The following is a 14275-nucleotide window of genomic DNA, read 5'->3' as shown; positions in this document are numbered from 1 at the left end:
CAGACAAGAGAACTAAACATGTTCAAAAAGATTATAAAACAGGTACGGCCAGGCCTGGCAATACACTCTGAAAAAACGTCCATCCGTCTTTTATTCGCGTCCTCCCTGCTGATGCTGCCGTTGGGCAGTGCCACTGCAGAGGACACCCTGACGGTGACCGCCGAAAACCGGGAAAGCGTCACCGCGCCGTTAAACGGCGTGGTGGCGAAAGAGAGCGCCGCCGGGACCAAAACCGGTACGCCTTTGCGCAAAACCCCGCAATCGATTTCGGTGGTGACCCGCGAGCAGATGGACGACCAGGCATTTGAGTCCGTGGCGGATGCGCTGAGCTACACCAGCGGCGTAGTCACTAACTATCGCGGTAACTCAAACCGTAATGACGAAGTGATCAGCCGTGGCTTCCGCTATGCGCCCAAGCTGCTGGACGGCCTGCATTCCGGCCTGTCCAGCTCCAGCGGTGGAGCGGGGCAGATCGACCCGTGGCTGTTAGAGCGGGTGGAAATGGTTCACGGCCCGGCGGGCGTACTGTATGGCCAGGTCAGCCCCGGCGGCCTGCTGGTAATGACCAGCAAGCGCCCAACGGCGGAAAGCATCCGTGAAGTGAAGCTCAGCACCGGTAACCATCACCTGGGCGAGGCGGCGTTTGATTTCGGCGGCAGGCTGAATGACGACAACACGCTGTTCTATCGTCTTAACGGCCTTGCCAGCACCAAAAATGAAACGGTGAAGCACAACAAACAGCAGCGCTGGGCGATTGCGCCGGCGATCGCCTGGCTGCCCAATGCGGATACCAGCTTCACCCTGCTGACCAGCTACCAGAACGACCCGAAGGCCGGATCGCGCAACTTCCTGCCGATGGCGGGAACCCTGAAAGAGACCAGCGTCGGTTACCTGCCGTATGATTTCAACATCAACGATCAGAGCTACTACGGCAACAAGCGCGAGCAGGCTTCGATTGGCTACGAGCTGGATCATAACTTCAATGAAGCGCTCTCCTTCCAGCAGAACCTGCGCTACACCCACCGTGATGAAGACTATAAATATATGGTCTACACCACCAGCGCCAGCGTGAACGACCACACCATCAACCGCCGCCCGCAGCAGGAAACGGCGATGACCAACGAGTTCGGCGTGGATAACCACCTGAAGGGCGTGTTCGATACCGGCGAGGTCAGCCATACCGTGCTCGGCGGCCTGGACTACCGCTGGAGCCGCGTGGCCAGCACGCTGTCGCGCCACACCTCCGACAAGTACCAGCTTGACTGGGCCAATCCGACCTCCGTTGAAGTGAATAATGCAGATATCGCCCTGACCACCAGCAGCGTCAAACAGCTGCATCAGGTCGGGCTGTACCTGCAGGATCAGCTGGAGTGGGATCACTGGAACCTGGTGCTGTCGGGCCGCAACGACTGGTCGCAGACCCGCACCATCAACCGCATCAGCGGATCGGACGTCACCCAGAACGACAGCAAGCTGACCGGGCGCGCGGGGCTGCTCTACGCCTTTGATAACGGCCTGTCGCCGTACATCAGCTACAGCACCTCGTTTGAACCGAACCTGAGCACCGGCGCGCCGGGCACCGATCCGTTTAAACCGACCACCGGCGAACAGACGGAAGTGGGGCTGAAGTTCCAGCCGGTCGGCAGCGACACGGTGATGACCGTTTCCTGGTTCGACATCAATCAGAAGAACATCACCTCCTATAACAGCACCACCGGCTATAACGAGCAGATCGGTAAGGTGAATTCACAGGGGGTGGAAACGGAAATTCACGCGCAGCCGATCCCGGAAGTGAAGCTGATCGCCGCCTATACCTACACCGATGCGGTGACCAAAGAAACCTACACAGCCACGCAGCTGGGCCACACGCCGGCCAGCATTCCGCGCCATGCGGCATCGGCCTGGGGCAGCTACAGCTTCCTGAACGGTCCGCTGAGCGGATTCACGGTGGGGGCGGGCGTGCGCTATGTGGGTGATGCACCGGCTGACTCCACCGGCACCGATGAGGTTCCGCACTACACCCTGTACGATGCGATGGTGAAGTATGAGCTGGGCCACGCCGTCTCGTCACTGGAAGGCACCACCGTACAGCTGAACGTGCAGAACCTGACCGACGAACGCTATGTTGCCTCGTGCAGCAACGCCGAAGCCTGCTTCTACGGTACCGACCGGACCGTGGTGGCCTCGGTGAACTACCGCTGGTAACGGTGGGCAGCCGCTCCGGCAGTGCTTCCTGCCGGCGGCGGCAGATTGGGCTTCCTGACTAAGCCCGCGTTAAAAAAATTTCAGTCATCCCTTTGCCACCCTTCGCGGTGGCTTTTTTTTGCTCATTTTGGGCGCGTTTATGGCGCCATCCGATCGCTATTACTGCAAATGATAATGGCATTGAGAATTGTTTCTATTTGCAATAATATGCGACTCAGCTTTTCAGCGGCGATCGTTAACTCAATATGCAGTAAGGATTTTCCCTGAAAAAGCCATAACACGATCCCCTGCCGCACGTGGCTGATGAGATCGGAGATAGCGGCCGGGACGTTTTTTTTAACGATAAGTTCCCGGCCGGACTGGTGTTTTTTTGGCAAGCAGTTCCTGAATGGATGAAGAGATATGTTCAGTACCGTTAAAAAACAGGCAAGACCAGGTTTCGCAGTACGTTCCGACAAACACACAGTGCGTCTTTTACTGGCCTCCAGCCTGCTGGTAGTGCCGGTGGCGCACGCCGCAGGCGCAACGACCCCTGAAAACACCCTGACGGTCACCGCCGAAAACCGGGAAAGCATTACCGCGCCGCTGAAGGGGATCGTGGCGAAAGAGAGCGCCGCCGGGACCAAAACCGATACTCCGCTGCGCAAAACCCCGCAGTCGATTTCGGTGGTGACCCGCGATCGGATGGATCAGCAGGAACCGGCCTCCGTTGCCGAAGCGCTGTCCTACACCAGCGGTGTGATTACCGACTATCGCGGTAACTCCAACCGTAATGATGAAGTGATCAGCCGTGGCTTCCGCTACGCGCCCAAGCTGCTTGACGGGCTGCACTTTGGTCTTTCCAGCCAGAACGGCGGGGCCGGGCAGCTGGATCCGTGGCTGCTGGAGCGCGTGGAAATGGTCCACGGTCCGGCAGGCGTTCTGTACGGTCAGGTCAGCCCCGGCGGCGTGGTGGCGATGACCAGCAAGCGCCCGACCGCGCAGGAGATCCGCGAAGTTAAGCTGAGCAGCGGTAACCGTCATCTGGCGGAAGCGGCGTTTGACTTCGGCGGCAGGCTGAACGATGACAGCACGCTGTTCTATCGCCTGAACGGCATCGGCAGCACCAGACACGAATTCGTTAAGGACAACAAACAGGAGCGCGTGGCGATTGCCCCGGCGCTGACCTGGCTGCCGAACGAAGACACCAGCTTTACCCTGTTAACCAGCTACCAGAACGATCCTAAGGCCGGTTCACGTAACTTCCTGCCGCGTGCGGGAACCCTGTACGCCACCAGTGCGGGCTACGTGCCTTATGACTTCAACGTCAGCGAATCAAGCTACGATAAGTCGACCCGCGAACAGGCGTCCATCGGCTATAACCTCGACCACAACTTCAACGATGCGGTGTCATTCACCCAGAATCTGCGCTTCACCCATCGCGATGAAGACTACAAGTATCTGGTGTACAACGTCGTCGCCCCGGCGAACGATCACACGCTGACCCGCATGGCGCAGCACGAGTCGCAGCTGACCAACGAATTCGGCGTGGATAACCAGCTGAAAGGCGTGTTCGAGACCGGCGCAGTGCAGCATACCGTACTGGGCGGGCTGGACTACCGTTACAGCCACATCAATTCGAAGATGTATCGCGATCGCAACAGCGATTATCCAATCGACTGGGCCAACCCGAGCCATACCGACATTGATGCCAGCAAGCTGTCGCTGGTTTCCAGCGACCAGAAAACCCTGAACCAGGTGGGCGTGTACGTGCAGGATCAGCTGGAGTGGAACGACTGGAATCTGCTGCTCTCCGGCCGCCACGACTGGTCGCAGGTCAATACCCGCGATAACACCACCGGCGGCTCTGAAAACAGCTATAACGACAATCAGTTCACCGGACGCGCGGGCCTGCTGTACGCCTTCGACAACGGTATTTCACCGTATGTCAGCTACAGCACCTCGTTTGAACCGACCCTGTACCAGGGCGAACCGGGCAGCCCGGCGATGAAGCCCACCACCGGCAAGCAGACCGAAGTCGGCGTGAAGTATCAGATCCCGGACAGCAACACCCTGCTGACGCTTTCCTGGTTCGATATCACCCAGAAGAACGTGGCCTCGTTTAACCGCACCACTTACTTCTACGATCAGATCGGTAAAGTGAAGTCTCAGGGCGTGGAAGCGGAGGTTAACGCGCAGCCAACGCCGGAGATTGCGCTGACCGCGGCTTACTCCTACACCGATGTGGAGACCAAAGATTCGCCAACCGCCGCTGAAATCGGCCACAGCCCGGCGGCCATTCCGCGCCACGCTGCGTCTGCGTGGGGCAGCTACAGCTTCCAGCAGGGCGTACTGAACGGCCTGACGGTTGGTACCGGCGTGCGCTACATCGGCACCGCGCCGGGTGATGCGACCGGCGAATACTATGTTCCGCACTACACCCTGTACGATGCGATGATGAAATATGACCTCGGCCAGGCCACCTCATCCCTGCGCGGCACCACCCTGCAGCTGAACGTGCAGAACCTCAGCGATAAGAAATACGTCTCCTCCTGCAGCGGCGAAGATGCCTGCTTCTACGGAGTTGGCCGCACGATTATCGCCTCGGTTGACTACCGCTGGTAAGCCACAGCCCTGAAAGTTAAGGGCCGCCGTACGCCACGAACGGGCCGCCGTCTGATTTGCAGACGGCGGCTTTTTTATTGCGCGTGCTGTTGGTAAGCTCAGCCGAATTCAGTAGATTGACGTATCACCAACCAGAAGAAAACGGCATGAAACATATCACCCTTAGCGGCGACAACTATCAGATTGGCCATCAGCTTGGCGAACAGGGCAGCGATGCCTACCGTAACGAAGTGCGGGCGACCGCGCTGTGGGGCCACACCAGCGCGCTGAAAAACAGCAGCCTGCTGCAGACCATGCAGCAGCAGGTGCAGGCACGCTTTCCCCTGCTGTGGCAGGAGCTACGCGGCCTGGCGGACGGGTTGCAGGCACCGTTTGACGAGGTGTTTGCCTGGAACTGCCGCGGGGATCTGCTGCCGTCTACCTCTGACGGCTGCACCACGGTGACCGGTTTTACCGACGCGGGCGAACCGCTGATCGCACATAATGAAGACGGTTTTCCGCAGTTGCGGAAACACTGCGGCATGGTGACCGTGCGGCCGGAACAGGGGCTGGCGTTTACCAGCTTTTTCTATCCCGGTTCAATCTGTGGCCACACCGTGGCGGTCAACGAGCGCGGGCTGGTCAATACGGTGAACAATATTCGCGCGTCGGAGCGCCCGGCGGGAATGCCCCGGCAGATTCTGGCACGCGCCGCGCTGGATGCCGCCACGATCGATGAAGCGGTCACCGTTCTGACCTCAGAACCGCGCGGCGGCGCATTTCATCACAGCCTGGCGCAGTGCGGCGATGAGCGTATCGTCAGCGTGGAGGCTACCGGCACGGCACAGCATGTGCAGATTAATCATCAGCGCTACGGCCACGCCAATCACCTGATCCACCCGGAAATGGCGGCGGTTCCACAGATCGTGACCGGCAGCTCCGCCAGCCGCCAGCAGCGGTTACAACAGTGGCTGGCAGAGGGCGAAGACAAGGCGCTGAACCCGGACCAGGCGCTGGCGATCCTTAACGATGAGCAGCACGCCGACCTGCCGATCCTGCGGCGCGACCCGGCCGATCCCGATGAAGAAAACACCCTGGCCACGGCGATTTTCGTCATCGGCGCAACTCGGGTGAGCTGGACGCTGTTTACCGAAGATCGCCAGCACGCCTGCCTCTCCGGTCAGCAGCCCTGAAGCGGTTACCGAACCCGCACCAGCTCTCTTTTTGAGCAAATAAAACGGCCGCGCTTTGCGGCCGATCACAGATTGCCGCCTGACGCGGTGAAAAACTCTCCCCGGTCATTAATCTGATAAAAAATCACTGCTTATCCGTGACGGTTCGCCTGGCCCCGGCCTGCACCGACATAGCGATTCAGTGTATGATATCGCACGCCTCAGCAGCGGTTATCCCCGGCCGACTGTGCCGCTACAGGAGAAACACCCGTGAATCAGAGCCAGCGCGAACACATTGCCACGGTGATGGCCAGCATCAGCAACAGCGCGCCTTTGCTGCCCGCCAGGCCGCACGACAGGGCGATCCGCGACTCCTGGCAGCGCTGCGTGGAGCATCACGGACTCGATCCCAGCCGCATGCAGGAGGCCCGTATTCTTCCGTGGCACGAGCTGCGGGAATATCGTCAGGAAATGGAAGAGTTTCGCCATATCGCCCACCACGGTCTGACGGTGCTGTACAAGCAGATTGCCGCTGCGGGTTATGTGCTGCTGCTGACCGATGCGCGCGGCGTTACCGTCGACTATCTGGGGAGCGCCGATGCGGAAATCAGCCTGCGGCGGGCGGGGCTGTTCCTCGGGGCGCAGTGGACCGAAGCCTGTGCCGGAACCTGCGCCGTGGGGACCGCGCTGGCGACCGGCAGGGCGCTGACCGTACATCAGGCGGACCATTTTGATGCGACGCATATTCCGCTGACCTGCACCGCCGTGCCGCTGTTCGATCCGCAGGGGCAGCTGAATGCGATCCTCGATATTTCGGCGCTCAGTTCACCGCAGCCGAAGTCCAGCCAGCAGTTGGCGCTGCAGATCGCCAAGCTGTACGCCCATCAGATTGAAAACGCCTGGTTTGAGCATCGTCACCGCAACGACTGGGTGCTGAAGCTCAGCCCGGCCTCGCCGTTTGTCGAGGTCAGCCCCGACTTCCTGATTGCCTTTGATGCCGGTGGCAATGTGGTGGGGCATAACCACCGCGCTCAGCGGATGCTGGAGAAGGAGCTGGGAATGGCTGCGCCGCCGCCGACCAGCAAAAGCGCACTGCTGGGCATGCCGATTGAGCAGCTGTTCAACACCTCGATTGACAGCCTGCCGGACTGGCTGGCCAGCGCCAACGGGCGGCAGGGAACGCTGGAGCGCGCGCGCAGCGGCGAAAAGCTGTTTGTCACCGCCGTGCAGCCGACCCGCTGCCCGCCGCGACGCGCTAAGGGTGCGGATGCGTTACCCGCGTCGCTGGCGGCCCTCAACGGCGGCGATGCCGCGCTGCATCAGCAGCTACAGCGCGCCTCGCGGCTGTTGCAGGCATCCCTGCATCTGGTTATCCACGGCGAAACCGGCAGCGGCAAAGAGTACTTCGCCCGCGCGTTTCATCAGGCGAGCGATCGTCGCGAACGGCCGTTTGTGGCGGTGAACTGCGCGGCGATTCCGGCGACGCTGATTGAAAGCGAACTGTTCGGCCATCTGCCGGGCAGCTTCTCCGGCGCAGGCAGCAAGGGGCGGCGCGGTCTGATTCAGGAGGCCGACGGCGGCACGCTGTTCCTGGATGAAATCGGCGATATGCCGCTGGAGATGCAGACCCGCCTGCTGCGGGTGCTGGCCGAGCAGGAAGTGCTGCCGGTGGGGGCTACCCGCCCGGTGCCGGTGGATGTGCGGGTGATTTCGGCTTCGCATCACGCGCTGGATCGGCTGGTGGCCGAGGGGCGTTTTCGCACCGACCTGTTTTATCGTCTGCAGGGCGCACGGATTACGCTGCCGCCGCTGCGTCAGCGCAGCGATCTCGACTGGCTGATTGATAAGCTGCTGGCGGGCAGAGTAGAGATGAGCGCCGCCGCGCGTCGGCGTCTGCATCAGCACCGCTGGCCCGGTAATCTGCGCGAGCTGAATAACGCGCTGGATTATGCCGCAGCGGTGTGCGACGGCGGTCGTATTGAGGTTGGCGATTTGCCCGAGGAGCTGGCAACGCCTGCCTCACCGCTGCAGGTTGCAGTGGCACTCTCCGATCCCGCGGGCGTTGCCGATGTTTCCCCTTCGTCGCATTCTGCGGGTGTGGCGCCGCCGCCGACGGAGGCCGTTTTTGCCGATGCGGCGTTACCGCCTGAAGCGCAGCTGCTGGTGCAGTATCTGCGTGCGGCGCGCTGGAATCACAGTGCGGTGGCGCGGCAGATGGGGATCAGTCGTATGACGCTTTACCGCCGGATGCAGCGTTTTGGGATCCAGTCGCCGGTGAATGAGGGGTGAGGTCATCCTTGCTGAGCTGCTGACTTTGTGACTACGCGGACGGGGGCTGCCACGGCTGGCTGGTCCTCGCGCCACGCGTGGCGTGGTGCCCTCACTGCGTTCGTCAGCCTGTCGGACCGGCTCAGACGGCACATCCGTGTGCCGACCGAGCCTTGCGCCCGCGTCCTGCGGTCGCATCCTGGCTTCCTCTTTCCGTTCAGCGCTGTGGATTGCCCGTCGTGGCAGCCCCCGTCCGCGCCGAGACTGCTGAGCTGTGTTCAGATCAACAGCCTTTGAGAAGCGATTAAGAAAGACAGAAGGGGCACAGCCCTGGCGGCGGCTGAAGGGCAATCCGCAGCGCTGAGGTGGAAGCTGCTGGCCAGGAGACGCCAGCAGGGAAGCTGGCGTCAGGCGGGGTCGGTACAGGGATGTAGCGTCACCGCCGGTCCGACAGGCCAGCAGCTGAAACCGAAGGAACCACGCAGCGCGTGGCGCGAGGACCGCCCGGCAGCCGCCGCCAGGGCTGGGAACCAGGCTCCTATCCCTCCGCGACAAACCTCCCACCGCAACAAACCCATCTCACCACTTTACACCTGTCCATCCACCCCCACAGCGAACAGGTGACAGCTGTAACACTCCCCGGACACCGAACACCATCGCCGTATTAATAACCACCTGAAACACAATGTTTTAACTTTTATTTTACATATATGGCACAACCCTTGCGTTATCTCTGCCAGTTGATAATGGAGAGACGCAAATGATACACAGCCCTGCGCCGCGCCCCTGGGTCGGCATCATCGCTAACCCGGTATCCGCCCGCGACATCCGCCGCGTCGTCGGCCACGCCGGTACGCTGCCGCTGTCCGAACGCGTCAACCTGCTTCTGCGCCTGATGGCCTCGCTGGCCGCCTGCGGTATCGGCGAAGTCCGCATGATGCCCGACCGCGAAGGGCTGCGGGCGCTGCTGCTGCGTGAACTGGCGCAGCGTCCGGACTGGCGACTGCCGCAGCTGGACTGGATCCCCGGCCCGGTCACCGCCACCGTGCAGGACAGCTTTGAAGCCGCGAAATGGATGCAGCAGGCGGGCGCAGCCGCCATCGTGGTACTGGGCGGCGACGGCACCCATCGCGCCGTCGCCCGCCACTGCGGCGAGGTCCCCATCGTCGGCCTCTCTACCGGCACCAATAACGCCTGGCCGGAAATGCGTGAACCGACGGTGCTCGGCCTGGCGCTCGGGCTTTACGCCAGCGGCCGCATCCCGGTTGAAAAAGCGCTGGTGTGGAACAAATGGCTCGACATCGTTATCACCGAAGCCGACGGAACGCTGCGCCGTGATATCGCGCTGGTCGACGCCGCTATCACCGGCGAACAGTTTATCGGTGCGCGATCGATATGGAGCACCGGCTCACTCTCCCAGCTGTTTCTCAGCATTGCCGAACCGCAGGCGGTGGGGCTGTCGGCCATCGGTGGCCTGCTTCAGCCCGTTGGCCGCCGCGAAAACGGCGGTCTGCAAATCACCTTTGGCCCCGGCGGCTGCCGTCTGCTGGCCCCCGTCGCGCCCGGCGTACTCAGCGAAGTCGATATTGCCCACTGGCAGCCCCTTGAGCACGGCGTGCCGCAGCCGACGCTGCTGCGCCAGGGGGTGATCGCCGTCGACGGCGAACGTGAACTGAGCTTTAACCCGACCCAGCGCGTCATCATCTCCCTGCGCGAGCGCGCCTTCCGCTCGCTTGATATCAACGCCTGCCTGCACTATGCCGCCCAGGCCCAGTTACTGCGTCACGGTGCCTGAACGGCCGCGATGCGTATCCCCCGACCATCTGGAGAACACTATGAACACCAGAGAAGCAAGCAATCCGGGCAGTCAGCTCAGCGCCGAGCAGCTGCTCAATGTCTATCGTCGCATGCGGACTATCCGCGATTTCGAAGAGCGCCTGCACGTCGATTTTTCCCGCGGTGATATCCCCGGCTTTGTTCACCTCTATGCCGGGGAGGAAGCCACCGCCGTCGGTATCCTCTCGCACCTGGGGGACGGCGACCGCATCGCCAGCACCCACCGCGGCCACGGTCACTGCATCGCCAAAGGCGTGGACGTGATTGCGATGATGAAGGAGATCTACGGCAAAACCGGGGGGGCCTGTAACGGCAAAGGGGGATCGATGCACATCGCCGATCTCAGCAAGGGCATGATGGGGGCCAACGGCATCCTCGGCGCGGGCGCTCCGCTGGTCTGCGGCGCGGCGCTGGCGGCGAAGTTTCGCGGCAAGGGCGAAATCGGCATCACCTTCGCCGGGGACGGCGCGGCCAACCAGGGCACCTTTCTGGAAAGCCTGAACCTGGCGGCGGTGTGGAACCTGCCGGTGATCTTCGTGATTGAAAACAACGGCTATGCGGAAGCCACCTCACGCAGCTACGCCACGGCGGTAGACAGCTACGTAGACCGCGCGGCGGGGTTTGGCCTGCCGGGCGTCACCGTCGACGGTACCGATTTCTTCGCGGTGTATGAAACCGCCGGAGAGCTGATCCGCCGGGCGCGGGAGGGCGGCGGTCCGTCGCTGCTGGAGTGCAAAATGGTGCGTTTTTACGGCCACTTTGAGGGCGACGCGCAGACCTATCGCGGGCGCGATGAGCTGGAAGACATTCGCGCCAATCAGGACTGCCTGAAGCTGTTCCGCGCCCAGGTGGAAGGCGCTGGCGTGGTCAGCGCCGCGGCGTTCAACGACGTCGACAGCGAAGTGGCCGCCCTGATTGAGCAGGCGGTTCAGGAAGCGAAAGCGGCACCGGAACCGGATGCCGACGACCTGTTATCCGATGTCTATGTAAGTTACTGAGGGTGCGATCATGGCGCGTAAATTAAGTATGAAAATGGCGATCAACGAAGCGATCGATCAGGAAATGGCCCGTGACCCGAGCGTGATTATGCTGGGTGAGGATATCGTCGGCGGCATGGGCGGCGACGGTGAAAAAGATGCCTGGGGCGGCGTGCTGGGCGTGACCAAAGGGCTGTATGCCAAACATGGCGACCGCCTGCTGGACACGCCGCTGTCGGAATCCGCCTACGTCGGGGCGGCGGTGGGGGCGGCAGCCTGCGGCATGCGGCCGATCGCCGAGCTGATGTTTATCGATTTTATGGGCGTCTGCTTTGACCAGATCTTCAACCAGGCCGCCAAATTCCGCTATATGTTCGGCGGCAAGGCCGAAACGCCGGTGGTGATCCGCGCCATGGTCGGGGCCGGATTCCGCGCCGCCGCCCAGCACTCGCAGATGCTGACGCCGATCTTTACCCATATCCCCGGCCTGAAGGTGGTCTGCCCGAGCACGCCGTATGACACCAAAGGCATGCTGATTCAGGCGATCCGCGATAACGATCCGGTGATCTTCTGCGAGCATAAAAACCTGTACGGCCTGGAAGGCGACGTGCCGGAAAAACCCTACGCCATTCCGTTTGGCGAGGCCAGCATCGTGCGCGACGGTAGCGACGTGTCGATTATCACCTATGGCCTGATGGTGCACCGCGCGCTGGATGCGGCGCAGCAACTGGCGAAACAGGGCATCGATGTGGAGGTGGTGGACCTGCGTTCGCTGTCGCCGCTGGACGTGGAGACGGTAATTGAAACCGTGGAGAACACCGGGCGGCTGGTGGTGGTCGATGAGGCGCATCCGCGCTGCAATATCGCCACCGATATTTCGGCACTGGTGTGCCAGCAGGCGTTCAGCGCGCTGAAGGCACCCATCGAAATGGTCTGCGCGCCGCATACACCGGTGCCGTTCTCGCCCTCGCTGGAGGATCGCTACATCCCCAGCGCGGAGCGGATTATGGAGGCGGTAAAACGCACCCTGGGCTACAGAGGAAAACAGTGATGAGCGAAGCAACAATCACCCCGGTGGTGATGCCCAAGTGGGGGCTGTCGATGCGCGAAGGCACGGTGAACGAGTGGCTGGTGGAGGAGGGCGATGAGATCGTCACCGGCATGCCGATTCTTAATGTGGAAACCGATAAAATCGCCAACGCGGTTGAGGCGACGGATGCCGGCATTCTGCGGCGCAAGGTGGCGGAAGAGGGCGACGTGCTGCCGGTGAAAGCGCTGCTCGGGGTGATGGCCCCGGAGTCGGTCAGCGATGCGCAGATCGACGCGTTTATTGCGGGCTGGGTGGTGCCGGCGGCGGAGGAGGATGAAGAGGAGACGGTTTCAGCCGATCGCTTTATCGAGGTGAACGGCCTGCGGGTGCGCTACATCCGCCAGGGCGACGGCGATGAGGCGGTACTGTTTATTCACGGCTTCGGCGGCGATCTGAATAACTGGCTGTTCAATCTCGATGCCTTCCCGGATTCGACGGTGGTGGCGCTGGATCTTCCTGCGCATGGGCAGACGGAAACCCGGCTGACCGGCAGCGGCCTGAGCGACCTGGCGGCCTTTGTCGCTGACTTTATGCAGGCGGTGGATCTGCCCGCCGCGCACCTGGTGGGGCATTCGCTGGGTGGTGCCATCGCCGCGCAGCTGGCGCTGGATGCGCCCCAGCGCGTGCGTTCTTTATCGCTGATCGGCAGCGGCGGCTTCGGTGAAGAGGTGAATGAAGCCTATACCCAGGGCTTTATTGATGCCCAGTCGCGCCGCGATCTTAAGCCGGTGGTCGAGCTGCTGTTTGCCGACAGGGAATTAGTCAGTCGCCAGATGCTGGATGATTTGCTTAAATATAAACGGCTTGATGGCGTCGGTGACTGTCTGCAACAGCTGCAGGACAGCCTGTTCGCGGGCGGGAAGCAGTCTGCACAGCCGGGGCAGCGGCTGAACGGCGGCGTGCCGCTGCTGCTGATCTGGGGTGAGGACGATGCGATTATCCCTGCGCGCCATGCCGATAATGCCCCGGAGGGCAGTCGGGTCGAGCGGATTCGCGGGGCCGGGCATATGCCGCAGATGGAGAAAGCGGCGGAGGTGAACCGGCTGTTACAACAGCATACGGGTAGTGAATAAAGGTACCAGATGAAGGATGCTTTCCCGGCCGCCGATCGCGGCGGCTCGTTTTCTCTGCTTTCTCCCCGGCTGATGTTCTGCGCCGATCCGACGCAGGCCGAAGCCGGTTTATATGCGTGTGCCGCAGCCGGTGAAGCGGTGGCGCTGCTGTGGCATTCGCCGCAGTCGCTGGTGGTGCCGGGCAGCTATAAGCGCTTTGCCGGGCTGGACGAGGTAAGGGCGCAGTTTGCCGATGCCGGCTGCCCGGTGTTTTTGCGCAAGTCCGGCGGCGGTCTGGTGCCGCAGGGGCCGGGGATTATCAATATCAGCCTGGCCTATCCGATGTGGCGGACGCTGGGCGAGGCGGCGGAGGGGGTGTACGAACACCTTTGCGACATGCTGAGCGATGCGCTGCGGGATCTGGGGGTGCCGACGGGGTGGCAGGCGGTCGAAGGGTCGTTTTGCGACGGGCGGTACAATCTGGCCTGCGGTGAAGGCGGGTTGGCGCGCAAAATTGCCGGTACGGCGCAGTACTGGCAGTCGGTGGCGAATCAGCCCGCCGACGGGCCGCGCTGTCATGTGGTGCTGGCGCATGCGGTGCTGCTGGTGGATGCGGATTTAGCGCAGGCGCATCAGTATGCCAATCGTTTTGAGGCGGCGCTGGGCAGCGGGCGTTTTTATCAGGCGTCGAAGACGGTGAGTGTGGCGCAGATGTTGTCGGATGCGGATATGTATTTGCGGGAGGAGATGGTGGATGCGCTGCTGTCGGCGATTGGGCGCGCGGGTGTTCCGCGACAGCGATAGAGGTCGTAATCTTTCGCTGGTTCGCTGGTTCGCTGGTTCGCTGGTTCGGTGGTTCGCTGAGTTCGCTGGCGGATCGGGGGATGCGCTGACCGGTGGGTCCCGCAATCGGCCGGTCCTCGCGCCACGCGCTGCGTGGTGCCTTCACTTCGTGCGTCAGCCTGTCGGACCGCCACAGACGGGCCGTCCTGGCCCGGCTGTGACTTTCCCCCGCGTCCATGCGGGTGAATCCTGGCTTCCTTTCTACGTACAGCGCTGCGAATTGCCCGATCGCGGGACCCACTGGTCTGC

At 62.1% G+C, this 14275-nt stretch carries 9 protein-coding genes; all 9 read left to right on the top strand.

Annotation, left to right across the window (positions count from 1 at the left end; translation table 11 throughout):
• The first annotated feature begins 18 nt into the window (after positions 1-18).
• The 9 genes from PGH32_RS10200 (at position 19) to PGH32_RS10160 (ending at position 13987) form a co-directional block, all read left to right on the top strand.
• Positions 19-2205, top strand: a complete 2187-nt coding sequence (locus tag PGH32_RS10200; RefSeq protein WP_337893945.1) for a TonB-dependent siderophore receptor — start codon at positions 19-21, stop codon at positions 2203-2205.
• 402 nt (positions 2206-2607) lie between these two features.
• On the top strand, positions 2608-4809 hold the full coding sequence (locus tag PGH32_RS10195; protein WP_337893944.1) for a TonB-dependent siderophore receptor: 2202 nt from the start codon (positions 2608-2610) through the stop codon (positions 4807-4809).
• A gap of 146 nt (positions 4810-4955) precedes the next feature.
• Positions 4956-5981: a C45 family peptidase gene (locus tag PGH32_RS10190; RefSeq protein ID WP_337893943.1), complete on the top strand. Its 1026-nt coding sequence runs from the start codon at positions 4956-4958 to the stop codon at positions 5979-5981.
• Between the two features lie 249 nt (positions 5982-6230).
• On the top strand, positions 6231-8249 hold the full coding sequence (locus tag PGH32_RS10185) for a sigma-54-dependent Fis family transcriptional regulator (protein ID WP_337893942.1): 2019 nt from the start codon (positions 6231-6233) through the stop codon (positions 8247-8249).
• Between the two features lie 739 nt (positions 8250-8988).
• Positions 8989-10023: an ATP-NAD kinase family protein gene (locus PGH32_RS10180; protein ID WP_337893941.1), complete on the top strand. Its 1035-nt coding sequence runs from the start codon at positions 8989-8991 to the stop codon at positions 10021-10023.
• A 40-nt stretch (positions 10024-10063) separates the two neighbouring features.
• Complete coding sequence (locus PGH32_RS10175; protein WP_337893940.1) at positions 10064-11062, top strand: thiamine pyrophosphate-dependent dehydrogenase E1 component subunit alpha; 999 nt, start codon at positions 10064-10066, stop codon at positions 11060-11062.
• 10 nt (positions 11063-11072) lie between these two features.
• A complete protein-coding gene (locus tag PGH32_RS10170; RefSeq protein WP_314423570.1) occupies positions 11073-12092 on the top strand; it encodes an alpha-ketoacid dehydrogenase subunit beta in 1020 nt (339 codons plus the stop codon).
• Positions 12092-13204 carry an acetoin dehydrogenase dihydrolipoyllysine-residue acetyltransferase subunit gene (locus tag PGH32_RS10165; protein WP_337893939.1) on the top strand — a complete coding sequence of 371 codons (1113 nt, stop codon included), beginning with the start codon at positions 12092-12094 and terminating at the stop codon, positions 13202-13204. The genes PGH32_RS10170 and PGH32_RS10165 overlap by 1 nt, the downstream gene beginning before the upstream one ends.
• Positions 13205-13213: 9 nt before the next feature.
• Positions 13214-13987 (top strand): lipoyl protein ligase domain-containing protein, encoded by a 774-nt coding sequence (locus tag PGH32_RS10160; protein ID WP_337893938.1) that lies wholly within the window; start codon positions 13214-13216, stop codon positions 13985-13987.
• Positions 13988-14275 lie beyond the last annotated feature (288 nt).

The organism is Erwinia sp. SLM-02 (assembly GCF_037450285.1).
Lineage (GTDB): Bacteria > Pseudomonadota > Gammaproteobacteria > Enterobacterales > Enterobacteriaceae > Erwinia.
Note: the sequence above shows the minus strand (reverse complement) of the source record. Positions and strands in the feature narration are given on the sequence as shown.

Bases quoted from the DNA above. Each gene is read 5' to 3' on its own strand.
- PGH32_RS10200 (WP_337893945.1), top strand. From the start codon at position 19: ATGTTCAAAAAGATTATAAAACAGGTACGGCCAGGCCTGGCAATACAC.
- PGH32_RS10195 (WP_337893944.1), top strand. From the start codon at position 2,608: ATGTTCAGTACCGTTAAAAAACAGGCAAGACCAGGTTTCGCAGTACGT.
- PGH32_RS10190 (WP_337893943.1), top strand. From the start codon at position 4,956: ATGAAACATATCACCCTTAGCGGCGACAACTATCAGATTGGCCATCAG.
- PGH32_RS10180 (WP_337893941.1), top strand. From the start codon at position 8,989: ATGATACACAGCCCTGCGCCGCGCCCCTGGGTCGGCATCATCGCTAAC.
- PGH32_RS10175 (WP_337893940.1), top strand. From the start codon at position 10,064: ATGAACACCAGAGAAGCAAGCAATCCGGGCAGTCAGCTCAGCGCCGAG.
- PGH32_RS10170 (WP_314423570.1), top strand. From the start codon at position 11,073: ATGGCGCGTAAATTAAGTATGAAAATGGCGATCAACGAAGCGATCGAT.
- PGH32_RS10165 (WP_337893939.1), top strand. From the start codon at position 12,092: ATGAGCGAAGCAACAATCACCCCGGTGGTGATGCCCAAGTGGGGGCTG.
- PGH32_RS10160 (WP_337893938.1), top strand. From the start codon at position 13,214: ATGAAGGATGCTTTCCCGGCCGCCGATCGCGGCGGCTCGTTTTCTCTG.